The 25,578-nt window shown below is 62.9% G+C and carries 25 protein-coding genes; 11 read left to right on the top strand and 14 right to left on the bottom strand.

The window, feature by feature from the left end:
• Nucleotides 1–191: 191 nt before the first annotated feature.
• Together ACERIT_RS10960 and ACERIT_RS10965 are read left to right on the top strand one after the other, a co-directional pair.
• Nucleotides 192–2,882 (top strand): AAA domain-containing protein, encoded by a 2,691-nt coding sequence (locus tag ACERIT_RS10960; RefSeq protein WP_373674897.1) that lies wholly within the window; start codon nt 192–194, stop codon nt 2,880–2,882.
• Nucleotides 2,883–2,976: 94 nt separating this feature from the next.
• Nucleotides 2,977–3,915 carry an alpha/beta hydrolase gene (locus tag ACERIT_RS10965; protein ID WP_373674898.1) on the top strand — a complete coding sequence of 313 codons (939 nt, stop codon included), beginning with the start codon at nt 2,977–2,979 and terminating at the stop codon, nt 3,913–3,915.
• 125 nt (nt 3,916–4,040) lie between these two features.
• On the opposite strand, the gene ACERIT_RS10970 is transcribed toward ACERIT_RS10965, so the two are convergent.
• The 4 genes from ACERIT_RS10970 to ACERIT_RS10985 all read right to left on the bottom strand — a co-directional run bounded on the left by ACERIT_RS10970 (nt 4,041) and on the right by ACERIT_RS10985 (nt 7,115).
• On the bottom strand, nt 4,041–4,682 hold the full coding sequence (locus tag ACERIT_RS10970) for a hypothetical protein (RefSeq protein WP_373674899.1): 642 nt from the start codon (nt 4,680–4,682) through the stop codon (nt 4,041–4,043).
• Nucleotides 4,683–4,742: 60 nt separating this feature from the next.
• Complete coding sequence (locus tag ACERIT_RS10975; RefSeq protein ID WP_373674900.1) at nt 4,743–6,104, bottom strand: aspartate aminotransferase family protein; 1,362 nt, start codon at nt 6,102–6,104, stop codon at nt 4,743–4,745.
• A 233-nt stretch (nt 6,105–6,337) separates the two neighbouring features.
• Nucleotides 6,338–6,670, bottom strand: a complete 333-nt coding sequence (locus ACERIT_RS10980) for a hypothetical protein (RefSeq protein WP_373674901.1) — start codon at nt 6,668–6,670, stop codon at nt 6,338–6,340.
• Nucleotides 6,671–6,830: 160 nt separating this feature from the next.
• The gene (locus ACERIT_RS10985) at nt 6,831–7,115 is read right to left on the bottom strand and encodes a ubiquitin-like small modifier protein 1 (RefSeq protein WP_373674902.1); all 285 of its coding nucleotides are present in this window, start codon (nt 7,113–7,115) and stop codon (nt 6,831–6,833) included.
• 191 nt (nt 7,116–7,306) lie between these two features.
• Between ACERIT_RS10985 and ACERIT_RS10990 the strand changes: the two genes are divergently transcribed.
• Nucleotides 7,307–7,873, top strand: coding sequence for a CinA family protein (locus ACERIT_RS10990; RefSeq protein WP_373674958.1), 567 nt, complete (start codon nt 7,307–7,309; stop codon nt 7,871–7,873).
• Between the two features lie 69 nt (nt 7,874–7,942).
• Here the strand turns inward: ACERIT_RS10990 and ACERIT_RS10995 are convergent, their stop codons facing one another.
• From ACERIT_RS10995 to ACERIT_RS11005, 3 genes are read right to left on the bottom strand one after another with little or no spacing between them, the layout of a single operon-like run.
• A complete protein-coding gene (locus ACERIT_RS10995; protein WP_373674903.1) occupies nt 7,943–8,845 on the bottom strand; it encodes a hypothetical protein in 903 nt (300 codons plus the stop codon).
• A 50-nt stretch (nt 8,846–8,895) separates the two neighbouring features.
• Nucleotides 8,896–9,294, bottom strand: coding sequence for an LWR-salt protein (gene lwrS, locus ACERIT_RS11000; protein WP_373674904.1), 399 nt, complete (start codon nt 9,292–9,294; stop codon nt 8,896–8,898).
• Nucleotides 9,295–9,337: 43 nt separating this feature from the next.
• Complete coding sequence (locus ACERIT_RS11005) at nt 9,338–9,613, bottom strand: 4a-hydroxytetrahydrobiopterin dehydratase (protein ID WP_373674905.1); 276 nt, start codon at nt 9,611–9,613, stop codon at nt 9,338–9,340.
• A gap of 189 nt (nt 9,614–9,802) precedes the next feature.
• Here ACERIT_RS11005 and uppS point away from each other — a divergent pair, with 189 nt between their 5' ends.
• Nucleotides 9,803–10,732 carry a polyprenyl diphosphate synthase gene (gene uppS / locus ACERIT_RS11010; protein ID WP_373674906.1) on the top strand — a complete coding sequence of 310 codons (930 nt, stop codon included), beginning with the start codon at nt 9,803–9,805 and terminating at the stop codon, nt 10,730–10,732.
• 101 nt (nt 10,733–10,833) lie between these two features.
• Nucleotides 10,834–11,913, top strand: a complete 1,080-nt coding sequence (locus tag ACERIT_RS11015; RefSeq protein WP_373674907.1) for an aminopeptidase — start codon at nt 10,834–10,836, stop codon at nt 11,911–11,913.
• Nucleotides 11,914–11,947: 34 nt separating this feature from the next.
• Here the strand turns inward: ACERIT_RS11015 and ACERIT_RS11020 are convergent, their stop codons facing one another.
• Nucleotides 11,948–13,225 (bottom strand): RNA-guided endonuclease InsQ/TnpB family protein, encoded by a 1,278-nt coding sequence (locus tag ACERIT_RS11020; protein WP_373674908.1) that lies wholly within the window; start codon nt 13,223–13,225, stop codon nt 11,948–11,950.
• 215 nt (nt 13,226–13,440) lie between these two features.
• On the bottom strand, nt 13,441–13,905 hold the full coding sequence (gene lrp / locus ACERIT_RS11025) for an HTH-type transcriptional regulator Lrp (protein WP_373674909.1): 465 nt from the start codon (nt 13,903–13,905) through the stop codon (nt 13,441–13,443).
• 126 nt (nt 13,906–14,031) lie between these two features.
• On the opposite strand from lrp, the gene glnA reads away from it, so the two are divergent.
• Nucleotides 14,032–15,399 (top strand): type I glutamate--ammonia ligase, encoded by a 1,368-nt coding sequence (glnA, locus tag ACERIT_RS11030; protein WP_373674910.1) that lies wholly within the window; start codon nt 14,032–14,034, stop codon nt 15,397–15,399.
• A gap of 377 nt (nt 15,400–15,776) precedes the next feature.
• On the opposite strand, the gene ACERIT_RS11035 is transcribed toward glnA, so the two are convergent.
• Nucleotides 15,777–16,232 (bottom strand): 30S ribosomal protein S19e, encoded by a 456-nt coding sequence (locus ACERIT_RS11035; protein WP_373674911.1) that lies wholly within the window; start codon nt 16,230–16,232, stop codon nt 15,777–15,779.
• Between the two features lie 138 nt (nt 16,233–16,370).
• Here ACERIT_RS11035 and thiL point away from each other — a divergent pair, with 138 nt between their 5' ends.
• A complete protein-coding gene (thiL, locus tag ACERIT_RS11040; RefSeq protein ID WP_373674912.1) occupies nt 16,371–17,327 on the top strand; it encodes a thiamine-phosphate kinase in 957 nt (318 codons plus the stop codon).
• A gap of 24 nt (nt 17,328–17,351) precedes the next feature.
• On the opposite strand, the gene ACERIT_RS11045 is transcribed toward thiL, so the two are convergent.
• Nucleotides 17,352–18,494 (bottom strand): site-2 protease family protein, encoded by a 1,143-nt coding sequence (locus ACERIT_RS11045; protein WP_373674913.1) that lies wholly within the window; start codon nt 18,492–18,494, stop codon nt 17,352–17,354.
• Between the two features lie 47 nt (nt 18,495–18,541).
• A complete protein-coding gene (locus ACERIT_RS11050) occupies nt 18,542–19,576 on the bottom strand; it encodes a succinylglutamate desuccinylase/aspartoacylase family protein (protein ID WP_373674914.1) in 1,035 nt (344 codons plus the stop codon).
• A 219-nt stretch (nt 19,577–19,795) separates the two neighbouring features.
• On the opposite strand from ACERIT_RS11050, the gene ACERIT_RS11055 reads away from it, so the two are divergent.
• Nucleotides 19,796–21,145 (top strand): RimK family alpha-L-glutamate ligase, encoded by a 1,350-nt coding sequence (locus ACERIT_RS11055; protein WP_373674915.1) that lies wholly within the window; start codon nt 19,796–19,798, stop codon nt 21,143–21,145.
• Nucleotides 21,146–21,178: 33 nt separating this feature from the next.
• On the opposite strand, the gene ACERIT_RS11060 is transcribed toward ACERIT_RS11055, so the two are convergent.
• Nucleotides 21,179–21,946 (bottom strand): MBL fold metallo-hydrolase, encoded by a 768-nt coding sequence (locus ACERIT_RS11060; RefSeq protein WP_373674959.1) that lies wholly within the window; start codon nt 21,944–21,946, stop codon nt 21,179–21,181.
• A 174-nt stretch (nt 21,947–22,120) separates the two neighbouring features.
• Here ACERIT_RS11060 and ACERIT_RS11065 point away from each other — a divergent pair, with 174 nt between their 5' ends.
• The 3 genes from ACERIT_RS11065 to ACERIT_RS11075 are packed head-to-tail and all read left to right on the top strand — an operon-like array spanning nt 22,121 to nt 24,425.
• The gene (locus ACERIT_RS11065; protein ID WP_373674916.1) at nt 22,121–22,969 is read left to right on the top strand and encodes a translation initiation factor eIF-2B; all 849 of its coding nucleotides are present in this window, start codon (nt 22,121–22,123) and stop codon (nt 22,967–22,969) included.
• A gap of 55 nt (nt 22,970–23,024) precedes the next feature.
• Nucleotides 23,025–23,306, top strand: a complete 282-nt coding sequence (locus tag ACERIT_RS11070) for a hypothetical protein (RefSeq protein ID WP_373674917.1) — start codon at nt 23,025–23,027, stop codon at nt 23,304–23,306.
• Entirely contained in the window at nt 23,307–24,425 is a 1,119-nt protein-coding gene (locus ACERIT_RS11075; RefSeq protein ID WP_373674918.1) for a hypothetical protein, read from the top strand.
• 79 nt (nt 24,426–24,504) lie between these two features.
• Here the strand turns inward: ACERIT_RS11075 and ACERIT_RS11080 are convergent, their stop codons facing one another.
• Nucleotides 24,505–25,566, bottom strand: a complete 1,062-nt coding sequence (locus ACERIT_RS11080; protein WP_373674919.1) for an isocitrate/isopropylmalate dehydrogenase family protein — start codon at nt 25,564–25,566, stop codon at nt 24,505–24,507.
• Nucleotides 25,567–25,578 lie beyond the last annotated feature (12 nt).

Here is a 25,578-nt window from a genome sequence, read left to right on the forward strand (position 1 = left end):
ATCAACTATTCCCCTTCCTTGTGTATCGTCAAGTCGCCGGAAATACCCGTCGATGGAACGGGCGAAACGCAGCCCGTATCCGCCAGTTCGACTCCGTCCGGCGAGGTCGTCACTCGCTGAGCGTCCGCGCCGTGCCGTGGGTCGTCTCGACGACCGACAGCGTTTTTCGCCGCCGTCACCCACACGCGGTCGTGAACCTTCGGGGACCGATCGTCGACGTGGGCGACGTCCGCTCCGTCTCGACGAAATACGGCGATCGCGACTGCTGTACGATCGAGGTTCGTCCGGACGGGGGGACTGGAGACCCGGTCCCAATCACGCTGTGGGGAAAGTGGACGCACACGGCTGACCACGCGGAGCCGGGAATGGAACTGCTCGTCACTGACGCCGATGAGGGCGAATACCGCGGCGAGACGACCTACTCGACGACCGGCGATTCCTCAGTCGTCCTCCAGCCGGAGTTCCTCGTCGACGTTACGGGGATCCGATCGTGGGTGCAATGCCCCAGAATGTACTATCTGAACAAGCTATCGGGAGTTCCGCTGAACTACCCCGTCGTCAAGGGAACGATCGTTCACGAGGTGTTCGGCGATCTGCTTCGCGGGGTCGACCTCGAGGAGTCGATCGCGGACCGCGTCGCGGAGGCAGGCCTCGAACTCGGCATTCTGGGGTACGAGTCGGAGGCAGTCCAAGACGAGGTTCGACGCAACGCGGCCGCGATCGACGGCTGGCTCGCACAGGGAACGCTCTCCGGCGAGGACGAGTGGCGATCCGAGCAGACGTTAATCTCGCCGACTTACGGACTGAAGGGACGTGCCGACGCGCTCCGTCGCGGGATGCCAGTCGAGTTGAAGACGGGGAAAAACACCAAACGGGAGCCGCGGTTTCACGACAAGATCCAGGCGGCCTGTTACGCCCTCATGCTTGCCGACCGCGGGGAACGCCCCGACACCGGTACCCTGCTGTACACGAAGAACACGGCGCTTGACCGTTCGGAGGCGACCGGCGATCTCTCGCCGGCCAAGGAGTTCTCGATCGGCGACGGGCTCCTCGCGTTCGTCATCCGCACGCGAAACGAACTCGCCGCCATGGAGTGGCGGGCGCTGAACGGAACGGGCGGTCAGCCGGGTATTCCAACCGGCTACGAGGCCGATGCGACCTGTGAGTACTGTTTCGAACAGGACACCTGCATGGTCGTTTCGGGGCGACTGGACCAGGAGTCGAAAGCCGGTTCGATCGGAACCGCGTTGCCCGCCGAGGAGCGCGAGTACGTCGACCGGCTCTACCGGGCCATCGAGGAGGAGCGCCGCCAGACCCACGCCGAATACCGGAAGCTGTGGGAGCAGTCGGCCGCCGAACGGGCCGACGACGATCGAGCGCTCGTCGACCTCGAACCGGTCTCACGGACCGAACTCGCGGGCGGCCGATGGTGTCTCGAAGCCCGAAAGCCCGACGACGCGGTCTCGAAGCTCCGGGAGGGCGACATCGCGCTCGTCTCCGCCGGGGATCCGATCGGTGGGCACGCGGAACTCGGACGGATCAAGACGCTTGGAGAGACGGTCGTCGTGGAGACCGACGAGCCGGTCGCGTGTCGGCGTATCGACGTCTATCCCTCGGAGATATCGGTCGATCGCATGCTCACCGCCGTCCACGACGCGATCCTGAAGGGCGACGAACGTCGCAAGGACGTGCTGTTTGGCCGTCGTGACCCGGCCTTTTCGGGTCCCGAGCGAGAGTACGTCGCCAACAACGACGGTCAAAACGAGGCGGTGAACCTCGCGACGACCGCCGAGGATCTGGCGTTGATCCACGGACCGCCGGGAACCGGGAAGACCCATACGATCGCGCGGACGATCCGTGCGCTCGTCGCCGACGGCGATCGCGTGCTGCTTGCCGCGTTCACGAACCGCGCGGTCGACAACGCGCTTTCGGCGCTCCGCGAACAGGGGCTTATGGGAAGCGACGACGAGGACGGGATCATCCGAGTCGGCACCGAGACGGGCGTCCACGGCGACATGATGGACCTCCGATTGGTTCGACGCGGCGACCCGAACGATCGCGCGGCTGAACTCGGATCCGCGTCCGTGGTGGCAGCCACCACCGCGGCGTGCGGATCGCGGGTGATGCGCGAACAGCAGTTCGACGTCGCCCTCGTCGACGAGGCCTCACAGCTCACCGAGCCGAGCACGCTCGCCGCGATCTCGCTTGCCGACCGATTCGTTCTCGTCGGCGATCACGAACAGCTCCCGCCGGTGGTGCGGGCCGAAAACGACCTCCAGCGATCGCTTTTCGAACGGCTCGTGGAGCAATATCCCGACGCCAGCGTGATGCTCGACCGGCAGTACCGAATGAGCCAGCGCATCCAGGCGTTCGCCTCCGCGGAGTTCTACGACGGTCGATTGCGCCCGGCGACCGCCGGGGTCGCGACGCGGACGGTGAGCGATCTCGTGGCGGATGTGACGGACCTGCCTGCTGCGCTACAAGCCGACGTGACGGTCATCGATCCGGACGGGAAACGCGACGGCAATCGAAACGTCCGCGAGGCCGAGCGGGTCGCAGAAATCGTCGACGCGTACCTCAAGGCAGGCGTCGCTCCCGACGACATCGGCGTGATCGCCCCGTTTCGGGCGCAGGTCGCCGAGATCGGCCGCCGGACCGACGTAACCGTCGACACGGTCGACCGGTTCCAAGGGTCGAGCAAGGAGATCATCGTGGTCTCGTTCGTCGCGACTGGCGATCTCGAAGGACCGATATTCGAGGACCATCGACGAGTCAATGTCGCGCTCACGCGAGCGAAACGGGGACTCGTGCTCGTCGGTGACGAGAGGGCGCTCGCCTCCGAACCGTTTTACGCCCGAATGCTGGCGTGGGCCGATCGATAGTCGTGGAGCGGGGCGAATTACCCGGGACGGATGACCCGCAATCTCAAGGAGTCCGGACGGTAGTTCTATATCGGATCGTGTTAAATCCTCCCGCGTGACACGGAAGCTCCATCCGGACGTGCGATCGCTTCTCGATCGGGTTGAGGCGCAGGGAAATCCGGACAATGCCGACCTCACGGTGGCGTGTGCGCGAGCGATGTTTCGGGAGTTCCTCTCGGTTCCGAGCGAGGATCTCGATCCGGTCGATCGAGTTCGCGATTTCGATATCCCGGGGCCGAACGGACCGATCCCGATCCGGGTCTACGATCCCGATACGTCGGGCCCGCGACCCGTCTTCGTCTACCTTCACGGCGGCGGCTGGGTCTTCGAGACCGTGGACGCCCACGATCAGACCTGTCGAGCGCTGGCGAACGCCGGCGAGTGCACAGTCGTCTCGGTCGACTATCGACTGGCTCCCGAACACCCATTTCCGGCACCGCTCGAAGACGCGTACGCGGCCACCGAATGGGTCGTGGACAACTGCGATTCGCTCTCGGGGGATCCCGACCGGATCGTGGTCGGCGGTGACAGCGCGGGCGGGAACCTGACCGCCGCGATCACCCTGCTGGCCCGTGAGCGGGACGGTCCCGAGATCGACCACCAGGTGCTCATCTATCCCGTCGTCGACCACTCCTTCGAGACGGACTCCTACGAGGAGAACGCGGAGGGATACCTGCTTACCCGCGAGAGCATGCGCTGGTTCTGGAACCATCACCTTGAGACGCCGATCGACGGTGCAAACCCCTACGCGTCACCGCTTCGTGCGCCGGATCTCTCGGGACTTCCGCCTGCGACGGTCGTCTCCGCGGAGTTCGATCCGCTACGCGACGAGGACCGTGCCTACGCCGAGCGGCTCGAATCCGCCGGCGTCGAGGTCGAACACCGACATTACGAGGACATGATCCATGGGTTCGTTCCGTTCCTGGCCGAGCCGGAACTCGATGCCGCACGCGAGGAGATCGAGGCGATCGGCGCGACCGTTCGAGAACTCTGACGGCGCTCGAATCAGGAGAGGGCATGCAGTCGACGTGAACGATCGATTCGGGCCGAGAACCGAGGCCGCAGTCTGAACACTCCCGGCCAAACTGATGTCGTGGCCGACAGACAGCAGTCGTCCGATTATCGCTGTGATTCCTCGACGGCCCGTTCTCGCGCCTGCTCGCTTTCGTTGACCCGGCGAACGAATTCGTCGACGTGTTCGGTTATCGATTCGCGCGTCTCGGTGGGGGAGAACGCATCGGACATCGACAACAGCCGGACGAACGCCCGAAGCTCCTCGTCGGTAAGCTGGGCAAACTCGTCGTTTTCGATCTTTGCCACGACCTCGTCGACGTCGATCTGGCCGACCGGATCGACGTTGAACTCGACGTTCACCATTCGGTAATCCGATCCGGCGAGCCGCTGTTCGGCCTTGCCCACGCCCTCCGAAAGCAGCTCGTTAAACGGGGTGTGATACCCCATCAAACCGAGATGCAGGAATCCGAGCATGTCGACGATCCCCTGGCTGTACGCCTCCCGGTCGTCGTCTGGATCGAAGATCGTCTCGCGATCACGGGATTCGAGATACTCGAAGAGGATGGAGAAATCGATGACCGCGTTTCGGACGCGGCGTCGGATCCGGTTTCGCTTCTGTTTTTTGGAGTGATCGGTGTAGTCGGTCTTCCGGCCAAGGAGGAACTCGCGGTCGGACGGCGTCAGGATTCCGCGCGGTCGATCGGAATCCGCGGCGGGCTCAAGCGCCTTCGGAACGTCCTCGCTCATACACGAATCAGGGGAACACCACGAATTAACGCTTGGGATGAGCGAAGTCGGGGGAGAATGTCAAGCTGCGTGTTCGTCGATGGCGTCCGCGATGATATCGAGAGCGGTCTCGGCGAGCTCCTGGGTCAACACGAGCGGTGGAATGATCCGAATGATGTTGTCGTGGCGGCCGGCCTTCCAGACGAGGACGCCATGTTCGAAACAGTACTCCTGGATGGCGTCAACGGCGTCGCCGTCGGGTGTACCCTCCTCGTCGTAGAACTCCACGCCGATGAACAGCCCCTTGCCCCGAACCTCGGCGATCGACTCGGTCGTCTCGGACATCTCGTAGAACCGCGCTCGGATGTCCTCGCCCAACTCGCGAGCGTGTGCGAGCAGGTCGGTGGCCTGAATGTATTCGATCGCGCGAATGCCCGCGCGCATCGCCACTACGTGCCCCCGGTAGGTTCCGGCGTGGTCGCCGGATCCCCACGTGTCGAGGTCCTCGTGGTACATCATGCCCGAAAGCGGGAAGCCGACGCCGCCGAGCGCCTTCGCCGTAGTCATCGCGTCGGGCGTGACGTCGTACCACTCGTTGGCCCACCACTCGCCCGTCCGGCCGAACCCGCTTTGGATCTCATCGAAGATCAGCGGGACGTCGTTGTCGGTCGCCAGGTCGCGAAGCCCCGTGAGGAATCCCTCCGGGGGGGTGATGACGCCGCCCTCGCCCTGAATGGGTTCGACGATGATCCCCGCGGGATTCGCAAGTCCACCGTAGGGATCCTCGAGGATGGCCTGAACCTCGCTCAAGGCGTGGTCGACGGCCTTCTCCGGCGATCGGTCCTGTCGGAGGGGATGCGGATAGGGCGCGTGGACGACGTCGCTCAAAAGCGGCGTGTAGTGACTCTTGAACTTCTTGCTGCCGGTGACGCTCATCGCACCGGAAGAGGTCCCGTGGTAGGCGCCACGGAAGGCAATGAGGCCATCGCCGTCCGTGTTGTACTTCGCCAACTTGATCGCTGCCTCGTTCGCGTCGCTACCGGTCGGCCCGCCGAAGACGAATCGATTCTCGTCTTTCAATCCGGGCGGTGCGATATCGTTGAGACGTTCGATCAGATCGAGGCGGGCCTCGGTGGGAAAGTCGATCGAGTGAACGAGTTTGTCTGCCTGTTCGTGGGCGGCCTCGAGCACGTACGGGTTCGAGTGCCCGACGTTCAACACGCTGATGCCGCCGAACAGATCGATGTAGGTGTTACCGTCGACGTCCCGGACGGTCGCCCCCTTGCCCGCCGCGGGGACGAGCGGGATGTCCTCGGGATAGGCGACCACGCTTGAGTCGATCCGTCGCTGTTTCTCGAGCAGTTCACGCGATCGGGGTCCGGGAACCGCATCCACGGACGGTGCATCCTCGAAGTGAAGCGTCTCGATCGGCGGAACGTCCATACGGACACCAACGGAGAACTCGACTAAAAGCCTTATCTACAAAATATGAATTGGTTATGAACAGTTTCTGATTCGGGATGCCGGTGGGCGGTTCACACCGCAGGTCGATTCATCCCAAGGATCTGACACTCGTTTCGAATCCTCAATGCCGACACCCAACGTCGAACTCGGAAGCCGCCGACGCCTGAACGCCGACGCCTGAACGCCGAAGCATGAACGCCGTCGATCGATCCTCAATCGGTGGATCCGCCAGCCGAGGATTCGTCCGAGTCTCCGGTCAAACGCCCAACCGAGCCACCGAGGATCCGACAGACGGAACACCGGCCTGAACCGTCAATTGATCCCTTTGACCCCTCGGATCGATCGGACGATCGATACAGCCCGAAAAGCGCGAGGAGAACGAAGGCGGCCCCCTCGATCCGAGCGGCGGTATAGACCCACTCGCGGATCTCAAGGGAGTCCGGAGCGCGATACGCGAGCCGGGTTGCAACCGCAACGACCGATCTCGGACAGAGGAGTTCGATCAGCCCGAAGAGGCCAACAACCAGTTGGACGTGTCGCTTCATACGTAAGGATAGGTTCCCGGAGGTCAAAAGAACGCGGGTCAAATCGGAACGTCGATTTCCGGGAGCCGGACGGAGCGCTGGCGAGCCGAGATGCTGACGAGTCGGAGCGCATAGCGAACGACGGCGACGGGGTTCGTCGGAAAAGTGAGACGGGAGGGGGTCAGCGGAGGGTTCCGCCTTGGATCGAAGGAGTCAGCCGGACCACATCGCCGTCCTCGACGACCGTCTCGAGACCGTCGATCTGACGGATGTTCCGTTTGTTTCGGGTCACCGAGACGTCCCCGGAGACCTCATCGTCCGCGAGGAGCCGCCCTTCGAGCTCCGGATAGGTACGTTCGAGTTCCGCGAGGAGGTCGCCGTAGGTTTCCGCGTCGGTCGAGAGCCGAACCGATCGCTGGCCGACGTCCTCACGAAACGGTCCGAAGAATCGGCATTCGACCTGCATGAAATGCGGTAGGCATGGGAGGGATTTTTACCCGTCGATCGCGGCGAACGTTTCACGACCCATCCGCTCCGACGAGTCATTCGTCTCGGGTCCGCGCAGCTCCCACACGTGGATGTACGTGGATGTTTAAGTTGGATGGCGAGGGAACGACCGATATGTACGAGACATCGGGCGACGAGACCAGTCCCGAAATGGCGCTTCCGGAACCGCTCGTCGATGGACGGTGGACGGGCGAGGAGCCGATCGAGGCGATCGTCGGGGAGTTGCTTCGCGAGCGAGAGGAGACGATCGCGACCGCGGAATCGTTGACCGGCGGCCTGATCGGCTCGACGATCACCGATGTTCCGGGGTCGAGCGACTACTTCGATCGGGGATTTGTGACCTACGCCTACGACGCGAAACGTGAGGAGTTGGCCGTTCCCCGCGAGATCCTCGACGCGCATGGATCCGTAAGTGAATCCGTTGCAGAGGCGATGGCCCGCGGAGCACGGGATCGGTCGGATACGACGTGGGGTGTCTCGTCGACCGGAATCGCCGGGCCCGGTGGCGGACGCGAGGGGAAACCCGTCGGACTCGTGTACGTCGGCGTGGCGTATGCAGCACCCTGGGGGAGCGAGGCATCGTACGCCAGAGCGCGCCGATTCGTTTTCGACGGCGATCGCGATGCGGTCAAACGCCGTACCGTGGACTCCACGCTCGCCCTGCTCTATGCAGCACTTCAGTCCCATGACTCGGGCTCGCGGAACGGGGAGCGTTGAGCACGAGTCCAGCCGGATGCTTCCCGGCGATCACGTGGCCCCTCCGCGGATCAGCCGACCAGCAGCAGATCAGTCGACTCCCTCCGCGGATCGGCCGACCACCAGCGGCGGTCGTACCTCCCTCGCGTCCTCACCCACGATCACGACGATCGTCGGCTCCTCTCGCGAGACGTCACAGTCGTCCCCGCGCTCGATCGCGAACGTCATCGATCCATCGTCCGTCGCGTTCGTCTGCACGGGAATCTCCACGTGGATCTCGTGTTCCAGTTCCTCGCCGCCGGCGAGCCGGTCGGCACGCTCGTAGCTTGGCGGCTGGTAGCGGAACCGAACCCTGACGTCATCGGAGACGGCATCCGTCCCGACGACGCAGCCACCGATCGAGGGAAGGGTGAGCGGTCGAGTGAAGACGCCCTCGTTTCTCGCGGTGAGCGTTCCGATACCGCCCTCAAGGGGGACCACCTCCGGTCCATCGGCGTCGAGCGCCCCCTCGGGAACCGTAAACGTCGCCTCGTCGTCCAGTTCCGCGGTATAGGTGACCTCGCCACTGACGACGTCAGCACCCACGAGAACGAGTCCGACGGCCACGAGTGTAAAGAGGACGTACCCGACCGTTCGATCCGGGATCGAGAGTTCCCCCTGGCGGACCACATATCCGAGCCCGACGAACAGGGCCGCCGAGACCGTAAACAGGAGGAATACGCCAGTCTCAGAGGGATCGTATCGGGTGATGATGTACGCCAGAAAGACGAAGTACGCGAGCGCCGCGAGCGCGTAGGCGACGACGTCAAGCGCGCCACGCTCGATCCAGAACCCGACGACGAGGAACGCGAGAAAGGTCACGAACAGCAGGGCAGCTTTCACCGTGATCGAGAGGCCAAACACCACATCGCGGACGAAGTAGGCGAACGCGCCGAGCGCGAAGGCGATACCCAGCGCGTAGAGGATCTTTCCGCCGTCGATGTCGAGATTCATGCGGGGATGGGTGAGGGATCATCGCCCATCCGCATCAGTATTGTGGCAGACTATCCACGAACGTGGATCGACGATCCGAGATACTTGTGCAGGGCTTCATCGACGTTCTCGGCGTTGTACGGCTCCAGGTCGTCGGCAATCGCCTCCCGAAGCGTCTCCAGGTAGGCCGGATCGGTCCGGAGTTCACGAAAGTCGACCGTGAGGACCTCAAGGCTTGAGGCTGAGTCAAATCCCAATCGCTCATTTGCAACCCGTCGAAATCGTGATTCGTCCGTGACCTCGCCGTGCCAGAGCCAGTCCCGAAAGAATCGCCATCCCTCGGATTCGGGAGGTTCTGCGGGGATCGCCATCGTGGTCTCGAACTGATCCGGCGAAACGTCGACGTCGACAGGGGCGAGCCGAAACGTGACGCCGAAGACGTATTCGGCGGAGCCCTCCGTGTCGGTCATTGATGATCAACGTCCATCGGGGATCGGGATCGGTCCATGGCGATCAGTACTCGTCGTTTACGAGGTGGGCTAGCCGAACGTCGCTGTCGGTGATCCCGCCGGCCTCGTGGGTCGTAAATCGAACCTCGACCTCCTCGTAGTCGATTCGCATCACCGGATGATGAAACTCCTCTTCGGCGACCTCGCCGACGGTGCTCGCGAAGGCGATCCCGTCGAGGTAGTCGTCGAACGTGTAGTGGCGAACTATCTCGTCGCCTTCCCGTTCCCATCCGTCCGGAAGCTTCCTGTCGATCTCCGCGTCGGATAGCGCGTCACCCATGATCGGATAGTCGTCCCCCTCTCTGTTAAGTGTTAGCGCGGTGAATGTGATCATTGAACGGATCATACGGTGATAGATCGAGGCCGTCGTCCGTCGGGAAGCAAGCAGGAGAGACGACAGGAACGCGACCTCCGCACTCGGCGACGCGCACGCAAAAGACACATATCACCGGCTCGCTTCATCCCGTACGTGTTGGAGAGAGCGAGATCGTGGTTCGAGTCCGCTTACGAGCGGTTGCTCCGCCGCGAGATCGGCGATCCGCCGACCCACGTAGCGATCATTCAGGACGGCAATCGTCGATACGCCCGCGAACACGGCGACGAGGCGCCGGAGGGTCACAAGGCGGGCGCCTCGACGACCGAGCAGGTACTCGAGTGGTGTGGCGATCTCGGGATCGAGGAGCTGACGCTTTATGCCTTCTCGACGGAGAACTTCGATCGCCCTGAATCGGAACTCGATCCCCTCTTCGATCTCCTCGCGGAGAAGCTCTACGAGTTCGCGGACGCGGAGCGGATCCACGAGGAGGGCGTTCGCATCCACGCGATCGGCGACGTTGAGCGCCTCCCCGAACGGGTACGCGAGGCGGTTCGATACGCCGAGGACCGGACCGCCGCGAACGACGCGTTCAGGCTCAACGTCGCGCTCGCCTACGGCGGTCGAAACGAACTCCTCACCGCAGCCCGCGAGGTCGCCGAGGACGTGGCCAACGGGGATCTCGATCCGGACGCCGTCGACGTCTCGGAGATCGAATCGCGACTCTACCGTCGGCCAGTCCGAGACGTCGACCTGATCGTCAGGACGGGCGGCGACGAGCGCACCTCGAACTTTCTGCCGTGGCACGCGAACGGCAACGAGGCGGCAGTATACTTCTGTGCGCCCTACTGGCCGGAGTTCTCCCGAATCGACTTTCTGCGGGCCGTCCGCACCTACGAGTCCCGTGAGGAGTCCTGGCAGCGCGCCCGAACCGATCGTGCGGTGGCGCTCGTTCGGGCCGTCGCCGAGATGGAACTCGTGGAGGCACGCGCGGTGACGGGACGCCTTACCGAGCAGCTTCCGGGTGTCGGAGCCGAGGAGCTCTCGGCAGAGGTCGCGCGTCAGGACCCGGAATCGGCGGATTAAGAGGGCTATCAGGCCCGGATTCGAGGTGTACGAGGACTACGAGATCGAACGGGAGCGAGCCGGTCCGAAACCGGTATTGATGCCGAGGAACTGCCCTCGGTATGGACCCACGGATCCGTGAGCACGCGGAAGTGATCGTCGACCATTCGACCGGGATCGAGTCGGGCGAGAACGTCATCATCCAACTGCCGCCAGCGGCAGAGGATCTCGCAGTCGCTCTCCACGAACTGTGCGGGGATCGGGGGGCAAACCCCGTCTGGATCTCGAATTCCGATCGTGCGAGCCGGGCGTTCAAACGCGCGACTGACTCCTTCGAGGAACCGGACCACGAACTCGCGTTCTACGAGGAGACGGACGCGTTCATCATCGCTCGCGGCGGCGCAAACGTCACTGAGGGCGCCGACGTTGCCCCCGAGACGAACGCGGCCTACAACCGGGCCAGACGGGACGTCAAAGAGGAGCGACTCTCGAAGACGTGGTGTCTCACGCAGGCACCGACCGCCGGCCACGCACAACTGGCCGGAATGAGTACGGAGGCCTACGAGAACTTCGTCTACGATGCGGTCTCGCTCGATTGGGACGCCCAACGGGAGTTCCAGGCACAACTCGTGGAGCGACTCGAGGACGCAGAGGAGGTTCGGATCCGATCGGGCGAGGAGACCGACGTACGGATGTCGATCGCCGGCAACACGGCATTGAACGACTACGGCGAGGCGAACCTTCCGGGCGGCGAGGTGTTCACGGCACCGGTTCGCGAAAGCGTGGCAGGGGAGGTGTACTTCGATCTGCCGCTGTATCGTTACGGCCGTGAGATCGAGGGCGTCCGGCTCCGGTTTGAGGACGGACGAGTCGTCGATCACTCCGCCGAACGCAACGAGGATCTGTTGGCGTCGATCCTCGATACCGACGAGGGATCGCGATATCTCGGCGAGTTGGGGATCGGGATGAACCGACAGATCGACCAGTTCACCTACAACATGCTCTTCGACGAGAAGATGAACGAGACGGTACACATGGCCGTCGGATCCGCATACGACGAGTGCGTCGGGGAGGAAAACGACCGCAACGAATCCGCAGAACACGTCGACATGATCGTCGACATGAGCGAGGACTCGGTCATCGAGATCGACGGCGAGGTCGTCCAGCGTGACGGCACCTTCGTCTTCGAGGACGACTTCTAGACGATCGAACCAGCGTCATGTAAACTACCCCACCCTACTCGCTCACGGCTTCGCCGTTCGCTTCGTTGAGGGTGGGGCTTTCGCGTGGACTCCCGCTCTGGCCGGAATCCCCGGCAGGAGGGTCATACTCTCCGTTTGCGTTCAACGTCCCGCGATTCAAGCGCACGCCTACGGGTGCGCCTCCGCCGTCCCCAGTTTGGTTCCGGCGGAGATACCGCAGTCCAATGTTCTTCGCGGCATTGTAGTCGGCGTGGTTCTCGTAGCCACATTTCAGGCACACGAAGTCCTCACCATTGCGGTTGTCGGGATGAGTGAACCCACACGTCGAACACCGCCGTGACGTGTTCTCCGGGTCCACCTGCGCTACGTCGATGCCATACAACTCGGCCTTGTATTCGACGTACTCGTACAACCGCTCGAAGGCCCACTTGTGGCCCCACCAGGCACTGGAGAGTCGGTCGCGGATGCCGGTCAACGCCTCGAAGCCGATGACCGTACAGCCGTTCTCGACGGCTTCCTCGATGATGCCGTTCGCAATCCGGTGGAGCATCATCTTGAACCGGCCCGTCTCTTTCCGACCAACTGCCTGTATATTCTCGTGGGCGTGACGGCTCCCACACTGTTGGAGCGAACCACGTCGGTTTCCGTACTCCCGTCGCCAGTGGTCGAACTCGTGACCACTCCAAAACGTGCCGGTCGAGGTGACGGCGAGTTGGTTCACGTTGAGGTCAACGCCGAGGACCGTCGGGTGCCCGGTCGTTGCCTGTTCCACCGTGTCAGTCTCCACCTCCGCCTTTGTGCGGAGATGAAGGAACCACTCGCAGTCCTTGTTGTGGAGTTCTGCCCCCGTCACTTCGTAGTCGTCGTTGTCGAGATATCTGCTGTGTGGTGTGTCGCGGTCGTCGTCGGGCAGGACGTACTCGACTTCGATACGTCCGTCAACGGTTGCCAGCGACACGTACTTGTCGTGGAAGGTCGCACACCGTTTGTCGTACACCACGGTCGGGTTCGAGAAGCGTGGTTTGCCAGCGTACTCGTCCTGCTTCCAGCGAGCGACGACTCCCTGCACGGCGTCGGCGGCCTTGTTGCGGGCGTTCTGGACGAGATTCGCGTGCAAGCGCGTCTGCTCACGCACGTCGTCGTAGGTTTCTTCCTGCAACTGGGCCTTACTCGTGGTCTTGTATTCGCCCTGCCATGCGTGGTCAACGACGTAGTTGGCGGCCCACAGAAACTCATCAACAGTCTCGCGGAGAAGTGCGGCGTCGTCGCTGTCTACGTCAAGTTTGACCGGAACAGTACGCCGCACTTCCATACGTCAGATGTATGCCCGATAGTTTATTAACGCTGGGGAGAAAAGACGGCTACAGTCCTGGCCTGTGGAGTAGTTGTCGGCTTCCTCTCCGGCCTACTCGCGTCGTGCGTCCGACTGGGCGTCGAAATCCCTCGCTCCTTGAGGCCGGAGGCTCCGCCTTGAAGACGCTGATCGTCCGTCCACAAGATATCGTTCGGCTACCCGTCCGAAATCGACTACTCGTCGGGGTCGAGTTCGAGTTCGAACTGTTCGTTCTCCGTCACGGCGTTCAACACGACGGAGGTGTTCGACTCGCGAATGTTCGCGTCGGTGAGAAGCGACTTGATCTGGTCGTTCATGTCGTCGGTGTCCTCGAACTTTCCGACCGCGATCACGTCGTAATCACCCGTCACCTCGTAGACGGTGATCATCCGTTTTTCGTCTTGGAGCCGATCGGTGATGTCGGGAAGCGACTCACCCTCGACCTTGAGTTGAATGATGGCCGTGACGTCGTACCCGAGTTCGCCGTAATCGACGGTTGGGGTGTATCCGCGAATGACACCCTCCTCCTCCAGATCCCGGAGATGATTGGAGACGGTCGTTACGGAGACGTCAAGCTCCTCGCCGAGGCTGCGGAGACTCTCGCGTCCGTTTCCCAACAGCGCGTTTATCAGCTTGGCATCCAGGTTTTCGTACGTCATTACACTGACCCACGTCCTTGGGGGTGAATAACTTTACGAACATCCAGTTTCGAAACCTCCTTGGCGTCTTATGCACCAATCGACAAGGCCTTTATACTAGGGATATTCGAATGGGATGTCCAGAACATGACGGACGAACACAGCATATCGGACGGCGGCCTTACGGCCGAAGACCAGGCAGTTCTCGACCGCATCGAGAAGGAGAACATCGACTTTCTCCGCCTTCAGTTCACCGACATCCTCGGAGTCGTCAAAAACGTCTCCATTCCGGCCCACCAGGCCGAGAAGGCGTTAACTGAAGGGATCTACTTCGACGGCTCCTCGATCGAGGGATTCGTCCGGATCCAGGAGTCGGACATGCGACTCATTCCCGATCCGGAGACGTTCGCCGTGCTCCCGTGGCGCGGCGACGACGAGGGCGGAGCCGCTCGCGTCGTCTGTGACATTGTCGATATCAACGGCGATCCGTTCGTCGGCGGCCCGCGGCAGGTCCTCAAATCGGTACTCGAGAAGGCTCACGAGATGGGATATACCGTCTCGATCGGCCCCGAGCCGGAGTTCTTCCTCTTCGAGAAGGACGAGAACGGTAACGCGACGACGATCCCCCACGACAACGGCGGCTACTTCGATCTGGCGCCGAAGGATCTCGCCTCCGACGTCCGCAAGGAGATCATCTTCACGCTCGAGAAGATGGGCTTCGAGATCGAGGCCAGTCACCACGAGGTCGCCGAGGGGCAACACGAGATCAACTTCAAATACGACGACGCGCTCTCGACGGCCGACAACATCGTGACGTTCCGCGCGGTCGTTCGTGCGGTCGCCGAACAACACGACCTTCACGCGACGTTCATGCCCAAACCGATCGCCGAGATCAACGGCTCGGGCATGCACAGCCACATCTCGCTTTTCGACGAGGACGGCAACAACGCCTTCGCGGACGACGCGGACGAGTTCAACCTGAGCGAGACGGCCTACCAGTTCATGGGCGGCGTATTGAACCACGCGCCCGCGTTCACGGCCGTCACCAACCCCACCGTGAACTCCTACAAGCGACTCGTTCCCGGCTACGAGGCGCCGATCTACGTCGCGTGGTCCGACACCAACCGCTCGGCGCTGATCCGGGTTCCGGACGCCGCGGGCGTCTCCGCGCGCTTCGAGGTCCGCAGTCCCGATCCGTCGTGTAACCCCTACCTCGCGCTGGCAACCCTCATTGCCTCCGGTCTCGACGGCATCGAGAACGAGGCGGATCCGGGCGAACCGGTTCGTGAAGACATCTACGAGTTCGACGAGGAGAAACGCCAGGAGTACGGCATCGAGACGCTCCCGCCGAACCTCGGCCGGGCCGTCGACGCTCTCACGGACGACGACGTCGTCCTTGACGCGCTTGGTCCCCACACCGCAGAGAAGTTCCCCCAGGCGAAATCCCAGGAGTTCAGCGACTACCTCACCCAGGTCTCGGAGTGGGAAGAGGATCGCTACCTCGAGACGTTCTAAGAAGGAATCGACCGCTGGCGGCTCGGTGCCGCATCTACGAAGGTCGTCTTCTTATCCGTTTTTTGCCTCCCGTCTTTCGAGTAGCACTGGATCGACGGCTCCGCCCGGTTCGTGTCACCACGTTCACACCGCTCTTCAAGCGATGTCACCGCAATCGGCATGTTCGACGCGACGTTTCAGCCTCACGGAACGAACGAAGCGATGTCGTCAGCCCGAGCGAAGAAGGGGGCGTAGTTTATGGCCAAAACGCAAGCACGAACGCTGCAACTATCACTAACGCCAACCAGACTCCGGAGATGATCCCCATCTGTCGCGGCGTGAGCGATTCTCCTTCGAGTAGTTCTCCGAGTTTCATTATGCGCTCGTCTCGTGGTTGGTTACGCGTAGCGCTCGAGTTCGGGACGGTCGATCGCTTCGAAGGTGGCCTCCGCGGCCTCGTTCAGGAAGGTGTGGCCCGTCTCAGTGATACGGCGGCCCTCGCCCTGGGCGGTCTCGACGAGGTCCTCCTCCTCAAGCGCCTGAAGCGCTGCGCGGATGATCTTTCTCGAACCGGGGGCGTGGGATCCCGGAGCGACGCTATAACGGTTCGATCCACTCTTTTTGCCGCCGTATTCGGTCGCCAATCGTTCGAGACCGATCGGCTGGTTCTGTGCGACCTTTCGAAGCACGCTTGCCGTTCGGACGTGCCAGAAGTCGTCCTGTTCGGGAGGAAGTTCTCGGTTCGAGCCGCTTTTCGTGAATTCGACCCACTCGGGCTCGTCGATCCGCTCGGCGAGTCGCTCGGCGATCTCCTCAATGAGGGCGTCCGCCGGGACGTCGTAGATGTTTACCATTGGAGACGAATTCTCCCCTGTGAGGGTTAAAGGCATCGTCTTGGAGAAATCGCCGTGCGGCGTGCTGTCAAATCGCCAGCCCCCTCGCCGTTTCGTCGGTCTCGATGTTTTTTATCCGGTGGACTCGAACGACGCCCGATGGACGAACTCGAGGCGCTCGCACGGATCGCCGCGGACCTGCCACACGCCGGTGACGACGCGGCGATCGTGGACACCACGGTGATCACGACCGACATGCTCCACGACCGAAGTGATTTCCCGACCGGAACCACGCGCTATACTGCCGGTTGGCGCTCCGTCGGCGCCTCGCTTTCCGACGTGGCGGCGATGGGGGCCGAGGCGACCGCAGCCGTGGCAGTCTATGCGGACATCGAGTTCGAACCCGATGCGCTTGAGGCGTTCATCCGCGGCGCCGACGACGTCTGTAAGTCGGTCGGCACGTCCTACGTCGGCGGCGATCTCGATCAGCACTCGGAGTTCACCGTGGCGACGACGGCGATCGGCGAGACCGACGACCCGGTTTTGCGGTCCGGGGCGAACGCGGGCGAGGCGGTCTGTGTGACCGGAACCGTCGGTCGAACCGCAGCGGCGATCCGACTCTTCGAACGCGCGAACGAGGCGACTGGAGAGGGCGTCGCCAGAACGGACATCGATGAGGGCGATACGGAAGACGCCGAAGAGGACGTCGAGCGGGCGAACGACCTCTTCCGATTCCCGCCACGCGTGGCGACCGGTCGGCAGCTCCGACCGTACGCGACCGCGATGATGGACTCCTCGGACGGGCTCGCACGCTCGCTCCACCAACTCGCGGAGGCAAGTGACGTGGGATTCGCGATCGATCGGAGAGCGGTCCCGGTCGATTCGGCGGTCGAGTCGGTCGCGACTGACCCCGACGACCGATGGGATCTGGCGGCACACTTCGGAGAGGACTTCGAACTCGTGGTCACGATCCCTGAGGCGAAACTCGAGAATGCCCGTCGACGGTCACCAGTATCGATCACCCGTATCGGATCGGTCGTTCCGGCCGATCAGGGCGTTACGGCCGACGGCGATCCTCTTGCGGATCGGGGATACACGCACGGGAGAACCGAGTGAGTCGTCTCGACGCCGCGATCGGATTCATGCCCCAACTATTTGGACCGGAACGAGCATGAAACACGTCGCCCCCAGAAGGAACGTGAGAATACCGATGAGCAGCCGGGGGCAGCCGAGCTCGGATTCATCGAGTGGGCTTGCCGGGCCGTTGACCGCGATGAACGCGGCGAACACGCCCCAGAACGCCCACAGTCCGACGGACTCGTTGAGTCCGTAATCGAGGACCCAGTAGAGGTAGCCGGCGAACACGAAGAGCACGCCGGGGACGATCGAGGCGAGCGTTTCCTGGCGTCGCCCGATCATCGCTCGCATCATGTGTCCGCCGTCGAGTTGGCCGACCGGGAGGAGGTTCAACAGGGTGAAGAACATGCCGACCCAGCCGCCGATCACGACCGGATGAACCGACTGATTCGGGTCCCCGTACTCGGTCGGTCGACCGAGCGCCTCGGCGATCCACGTGAGAAGCGGCGGATCGTTAAAGACGATCATTTCGCTCGATCCCTGGATCACGCGTTCAGGAACGGTGATCGGATCGAGAGACAGTCCGATGATCGTCACGATAACGGTCGCGATCAGCCCCGCGATCGGGCCAGCCGCCCCGATGTCGAAGAGTGCCCGTCTCGAAGGCATCTGTCCTCGCATCCGGATGATCGCCCCGAGCGTCCCGAACGGGAAGATGAAGGGGATCACGTAGGGTAACGAGACGTTCACCCCGTAGTAGCGTCCGGCGACGTAGTGGCCCAGTTCGTGGGTCATCAACACGCCGAGGACCGCGGCGGTGAACGGCCAGGCCTGCAGGAGAACGAGCGGGTTCGATCGGATCGCGGAGATCGGAACGTAGTACCACCCGTAGGCACCCACGAACAGCGTCGAGACGATCGTCGCGAGGAACATCGCGACGTTGAGCCAGGGGATCCCGGACGGCCGGGTCCCGATCGGCCGTGCCACGAGGACGTCGCCGTCCCGATTCCTCCGAAGATCGACCTCATAACCGGCCTCATAAAACGCGGGAGTGACCTGCTGCAACAGCGCCCGTTCCGGCACGAGCGACTCGCCGAGATATCGGATCGTCTCGCCGTCGGTCTGAACGTCGACGAGATAAAAGAAGGACTCAAGCGCCTCCGGTCGTGGGACGGAGGTGGGCGTTTCGTCCTCGATTTCTGCCATCGACAGAGGTACGCCGTCGGGTCGTATAAATCCCGCGTCGTCGGATCTCAGGACAGTTCCGAATCGTAAAGCGCATCCGTGGACTGCTCGCGTTCGAGAATCCGGCGGGTCTCGGCGTCAAGTTCGAGCAGGTGACAAAGCGGGTTTCCGGGATAGACTACCGGATTTTCCAACACGCCGACGAGAAGCCCGGTAAAGGGTGCCTCAACCAGGGTGTCATCGTTTTTGAACGGATTCGTGATCGTTGCGATCCGGTCGCCCTCGTGGACGAGCGCGCCCCGCTCGTGAAGCATATCGACTATCCCGCCGGTGTCCGCGCGAATCCACGTCTTTTCGCTGGATCCGGTGATGATCGTGCGCCAGCCGGGCCATCGAACGGCCGTTTCGTCGGTCAATTCGTACTCGGCGAACGACGATCGCACGCCCGCAAGCGCCTCGTCGATCAGCCCCCGCTGGAATCGGTGTGCTTCGCCCATCTCGATCGTGATCGTCGGAATACCGTCGTCGGTCGCCTCGCCCCGGAGCGTCCCGCTCGGTCCCTCGCTGTCGATCACCACGTTCGATCCGAACGAGAGTGCCAGCCGATGGGCCTCCGGGTCGGTCATATCCGCACGGACGTGGAGCATGTTCGTTCGTCCGCGGGTGGAGGTGTGGAAATCCAGTCCGAAATCGCACGGTTCGATGAAGTTCGTGTAGATCTGGTGGGCCATCCGCTTGGAACTCGTCGAGCCCTCCTTGCCCGGGAACGACCGATTGAGATCGCGGTCGTAGACCGGGAGGTACCGCTGTTGGGCCAAGAACCCGGGAACGTTCAACACCGGTAAACAGATGAGCGTTCCGGCAAGTTCCGAAAGATCCCACTCGTGGGCGACCTCCCGGACGACCTCGATTCCGTTGAGTTCGTCGCCGTGGGCCGCAGCGGAGAGGAACGCCGTCGGACCGGGGTGCTCGCCGTTGATGATCGTAACCGGGATGCGTACGGGATCGCCGAGATACGTCTCACTGATACCGTATCGAACGTTCTGTCGCTCTCCGGGACCAACCCGGCCCCCGTTGTAGGTGAACGCCTCCCCGTCTCCCATACCCCACCGAGCGTCGGCGGGTGTATATATATGCCGACGCGCACTCGAGTTCGAGGCGTCATGATCCGGACGTTCACAAGTCGATCCACTGTGGTCGCCTTGAGTTGGACGATCGGCAGGGAAAATCAATGATCGGGAGCGATATTCAACAGCGTTATCGATCGTGGTATCGGGATCGATATCGGACGTTTTTACCCGCACCGGATGGATCATCGAACGATGACCGAGGACACCGCACGGGTGGGCGTGTTGTCGCTACACAACAGCAAGGAAACGAAGGCGATCCTGAACGCGATCGAGGACCTGGGCCATGAGCCCTCCTGGTTGCGCCGGGAGAACGCAGCGATCGAGATCGAAGACGGTGAGGTACGCATGGAGCCCAACGTCGACGTCGTCGTCAACCGGCTGTTGGTCTCGAATACCGACCAGCCGGCGGAGCTGCTCGGGTTGGCGGCCACCTTCGAGCGTATCCGACCGATGTTGAACGATCCCGACGCCGTCCTCACAGCGATACACAAATTCGCCGCGGCCGCCACGCTCGCCGACTGGAACATCCGCGTCCCCGACGCGCTGCTTGCCCTGTCGAACGACCGGCTCAATCAGGGACGGGAGCGGTTCGGCGACGTCGGTGTGTACAAGACCGCGATCGGAACCCACGGTGGCGGGACCTGGAAGGTCGATCTCACGGAACCGGTCAACCCGAAGGTCGGAAACCGGCAGGCGTTCTTACAGAAGCTGATCGAACGCGACTCCGAGGAGCATCGGGACCTCCGCGTCTACGTCGTCGGCGATTCGATCGTCGGCGCGATGTACCGCTATGCGCCCGATGGCGACTGGCGGACGAACGTGGCTCTCGGGGGTGCCGTCGAGAACGCGCTCGACGACATGCCCGAGGAGGCGGCCGAGACCGCGCTGTATGCCGCCGAAGTGATGAACCTCGATTACGCCGGCGTCGATCTGGTGGAGGGCTACGACGGCTGGTACGTCCTGGAGGTGAACCCGACCGCCGGGTTCAAGGGACTCTTCGAGGCGACCGGCGTTTCGCCTGCCCCACACATCGCCAAACTCGCGATCGAGGAGGCCGGCGGCGAGGTCGACGACGACCGTGTGGCCAAACTCGCCGGGACGCTCGACGATACGCGTCCGGCGTGTGCCCCCGATCTCCGACGTCCGGCCATGGAGGACACGCCGATCATCGGCTACATCGAGGAGGTCGTCGCGACCGGAACGTCCGGTTCGGTTCAGGCGCTCGCGAAATCCGATACCGGCGCGACCCGGACCAGCATCGACACGAAACTCGCCGCGGAGATCGGTGCGGGTCCGATAAAGAGCATGACACGGGTGAAATCCGGCAGCGTCAAATCCGGGAAGGCGAGACCGGTCGTCGATCTCGTCATCGGGATCGGCGGCACCCAACACACCGTGACCGCGAGCGTCGAGGACCGAAGCCACATGGAGTATCCCCTGCTTTTGGGTCGGGACATCCTGGAGGACTACCGTGTCGACGTGCGGAAACGGGTCGACGAGGAGAGAGAGGAACGTGAGAACGGCGAAATCCTCGAAGAGTAGACCCACCAGGGTCCACGCGATCGACGCGATGGATCAGATCGAGACCCGCAACCCATCCTGAGCGATCGCGACCTCGCCGTCAAAGCCGGCCTCCCGAACCGCGCGTTTCATCTCGGATTCCCTGCCGCGGGTGTGTGGATAGAGGTGGGTGAGGTAAAGTCGCCCGACGTCGACGTTCGCCAACGTGGCACCCAGCTGTGTGGGGGTGGGATGATTCGAGACGTCAACGTCGTCGGGGAACGAACAGTCGTGAACGAGGATGCTGGCGCCGTCGGCGAACCGGGCCATCCCCTCGAATGCCTCCGTATCCCCCGAGAAGGCGATCGGCCCATTCTCGGCGTCGATCTCGTCTTCTGCAGGGGCAAACCGGTAGGCGTGGCCGTCCATCGAGTGACGCGTCTCGATCGCCGCCACGTCGAAGCCGCCGACGGAGAACGACCGCTCCGGGCCCACCTCCCGAACCGCCAGATCGATGCGACCATCGAGGTATTCGTGGACGTCATGGAGGTCGTCGAGGAGGGATTTCGTCCCCGGTGGACCGACGATCTCCAGGTGTTCCCTGCCGGCGAGCCAGCGGGCCTTGATCAGCGCCATCAGGTCGGAGACGTGATCGAGGTGGTGATGAGTCAAAAGGACCGATCCGACTCCCTCGTACCCGACGTCGGTCCCCGAGAGGCGACCGAGAACGCCGCTTCCACAGTCGACGAGCAGCGATCGATCGTCGGTTTCCAACAGCAGCCCGGTCTGTGCACGGTCCGGAACCGCCATCGCGCTGCCGGAGCCGAGGATCGTCAGCCGCATCGACCGGCCGGTATCGGACATGACCGGATCGATGGGTGCCGATGATTTATAAGTCGTGGACCCGGCTCCCCCTGTCATCCGCCGACAGCGAGGGCGACGGCCGCCCGGTGCTATGGGGATGAATCGGACTGGCGCCCCGGAACCCCTTTTTGATCGGCCGTCGACCGATCGAACATGATCGACGAGACCGTCGCCGAGATACGGGAGATGCAAACCCACAGCTCATCGGTCGTCGCGGTGAAAGCGACCGAGGCGCTCGCCGAGTTGCTCGATCGCGAGTACGTCTCCCTCGAGGAGTTCGAACGGGATCTCGAACAGAACGCGGGGGTGCTCCGTCGATCGGACACCTCACACGCGAGCCTTCACAACGCGATCCGAGAGGTCGAACGCTCCGTCGTCGGGGAGGCGACCTCGATCGAGGAGGCAAAACGACTCCTGAAAGAGACGATCGATCGAGTCGTTACGGAGGTGGAATCCGGCAAACGAAAAGCGGCCTCGAAGGCCGCAGAGACGTTTTCCGACGGGGAGACGATCCTGACACACGACTACTCCACGACGGTCCTCAAGGCGATCGAGACTGCGACTGCCGAGGACATCTCCCTTTCCGTGTACGTCACGGAGGCGCGCCCGCGGTTCCTCGGCCGACGGGCGGCCCGAGTGCTTGCCGACAACCCCCACGTCGAGACGACGATCGTCGTCGACGGGGCGATGGGTCACGTCCTCCGACACTGCGACCGGATCGTCCTGGGAATGACCTGTATCAGCGATCGGACCTACTACAACCGTATCGGAACGTTCCCGCTTGCGGCCACCGCGAACCATCTCGACGTTCCCGTCACCGTGGTCGGATCGAGCAGCAAGATCATCGACGAGTTCCACTTCGAGAACGACGATCGCGCGCCGGTCGAGGTGATGCGCGAGCCGATCGAAGACGTGGCCGTTGAAAACCCCGCCTACGACGCGACGCCGATCGAACTCATCGACCAAGTAGTTACTGACGAGGGCGTCCAGTCGTTCGAATGACCGTTCGCGACGGCGTGACGATGTCTTTATGCGTTCGGATACCTGTCGTGAGAACATGAACTACGGGCCCGACGCGGTGCACGAACTCATCGTCGAGTCCGGGTGGTCGTATCCGGTATCGACGCGACGGCTGGAGCGATCGATGCCGATGGAGAACGTCGTCATCGACGAGGACGGGAACTCGATGATGCTCTCGGAGCTCCTCCAGAAGGCGGACGTCGAGCGATTCGAGGACCGTGAGGACCTCGAACGGAAGCTCGGGCCCGTCTGTCGAAGCGAGAGTGATGCCCGCCATATCGGCATCCTCGGGCGGGTTAAACGGACCTTTTTCGGCTAAATGAACAAACTTCGAGCGCTCTCGTGGGGCGGTGGCGCCGCGGTGATCCTGTTTGCGGTCTGGGCGATGGTTCACTATGGCACCCCGTCCCGGTTTTTCGCGGCGATCGCGACCGGGATCGTGGCTGCGGGACTCCCGTACGGCATCGCACGATTTAACCAGGCGATCATCTCGCTTCGATACCGACTCGGCGATCCGGAGAGCGGAATAAGCGACGAAAAGGGGTCCATATTCGTCTCGCAGTCGTCGATCGACGATCCGCTCGAGACTCTCGAGACGGTCCTCGACAGGGTCACGAGCGACGAGGCGTATGACGAGGTCCAACGGGAGGCTTTCGAGGAAGGGCCGGGACTGTCGATCCGACACGGCGGATTTCACAACTCGTTCGTCCGGATCACCGGCGCAGGACGCGTCGTCGTCACCGGCGCCTCCGAGCGGACCGCGGATATCTGTGAAACCGTCGCCGATGCTTGCTCGCTCTCCTTCGAGCGAACGCGCGAGAACCCGTTTCGCGGGATCCAGCCGATCAAAGGCGCTCCCCGCGTATTTCTCGGCGTGTTCGTGTTCACGCTTCTGATCGCCGGGACTGCCGCCGTCGGCGCCGGCGCGTATCCGTCCGACGCGTACAACCCCGCAGAGCGGCTCGTGCTCGTCGGGATCGACGCCCAAGGCGACCTCGATCCGAACGTCTCCCAAACCGACGTCAAGTTATCGAAGGCGTCCTTCCTCGTGTCGGTCGTCGACGAGGGCTCCATGGAGGTCCGGTGGGCCAAAAATGACAGCGGCCGGGTCACAGAACAGGGGCGAAACGCATTACGGGCCTCCAGTGACGCCAGATGGCTGCTCGCGTCGGCTCGTGCTGACGACTCGATGACGCCGGAGCAGGCCGCTCGTGCCGACCGGATCGAACGGCGGCTGATCGAGGCCGAACGCTCCGTCAGCGAGGCGCTCTCGGAGCGAGCCACGGATGGATCGATCGACGAGGAGAACACCACGGAACTCTCACGGCTCGGAGAGCGGTTCGAATCCGTGGAGAAGGACGACGATCAGAATGCGACGGCGAGCGTCGACCCCTCGGATCCCTTGTCACCGGGAAGCGGTCGATCGATCGCTAGCTGACCGGATCACGAATTCTCGCGACGTCTCGGGGCTATCGAGTTATCGAGCGGGCGGTTCCGGCCGGGTCACGACGGGGTGATCACTCTCCGAGACGATTCCGGAGGTCCGCCACCACCGCTTCAGTTCCGGAATCGCCGCCGAGATCGGGAGTTCGCGGCGCGTCCGGGTCGGCGAGTTGGGTGCGAACGACTCGCCGAAGCCGGTCGCCCACGGCGGATTCCCCGATATCGTCGAAGAGCATCGCGCCCGAGAGGACGGTCGCAAGCGGGTTCGCGATCCCCTCGCCCACGATGTCGGGTGCGCTACCGTGTACTGGCTCGAACATCGAGGGTGCATCGCCGTCGACACAGAGGTTCGCCGACGGCGCAAGGCCCATGCTCCCGGCGATGATCGCGCCGACATCGGTGAGAATGTCGCCAAAGAGGTTCGAGGCGACCACGACATCGAACGTCTCGGGTCGACGGATGAAGTCCATCGCGGCGGCATCCACGAGCAGCCGTTCGACCTCCACGCTTGGATATTCCTCGCTCAGTTCCTCGACGACCTCATCCCAAAGCACCATGCCGTACGCCTGGGCGTTGGATTTGGTCACGTTCGTCAGCTTGCCGTCGCGTTCTTTGGCGGCCTCGAAGGCGGCCCGAACCACGGTCTCGGTTCCCTCCCGGGTGAACACCGCGCTTTGAACCGCGAGTTCGTGATCGAACCCTTGGTGTTCGCGTCCGCCGACGTCGGCGTATTCCCCTTCGGTGTTCTCCCGGAAGACGACGAGATCGATATCGCCGCCAGCGTAGCCGCGAAGCGGGCTCTCGACGCCCTCGTACAGGAACGATGGGCGTTTGCAGATCTGCTGGTTGAGCCGCTTTCGGATCGGCAACATCAACCCGCGAAGCGTCACGTGATCGGGGATTTCGGGGTGACCGACTGCACCGAGGAGGATGGCATCATGGCCGCGAAGCTGATCGACGCCATCGTCGGGCATCATCGCTCCCTGCTCGAGATAGCGCTCGCTTCCCCAGTCGAACTCCGTGTACTCGAGTGAGACATCCTCGCGATCAGCCGCCGCATCTAAAAGAGGACGTGAAGCGTCAACGACCGTTTGTCCGATTCCATCCCCCGGGATCAACGCGATCTCATAGGACATTGGTTCCGATCG

The sequence above is a fragment of the Halopenitus sp. H-Gu1 genome (assembly GCF_041821145.1).
Classification (GTDB): domain Archaea; phylum Halobacteriota; class Halobacteria; order Halobacteriales; family Haloferacaceae; genus Halopenitus.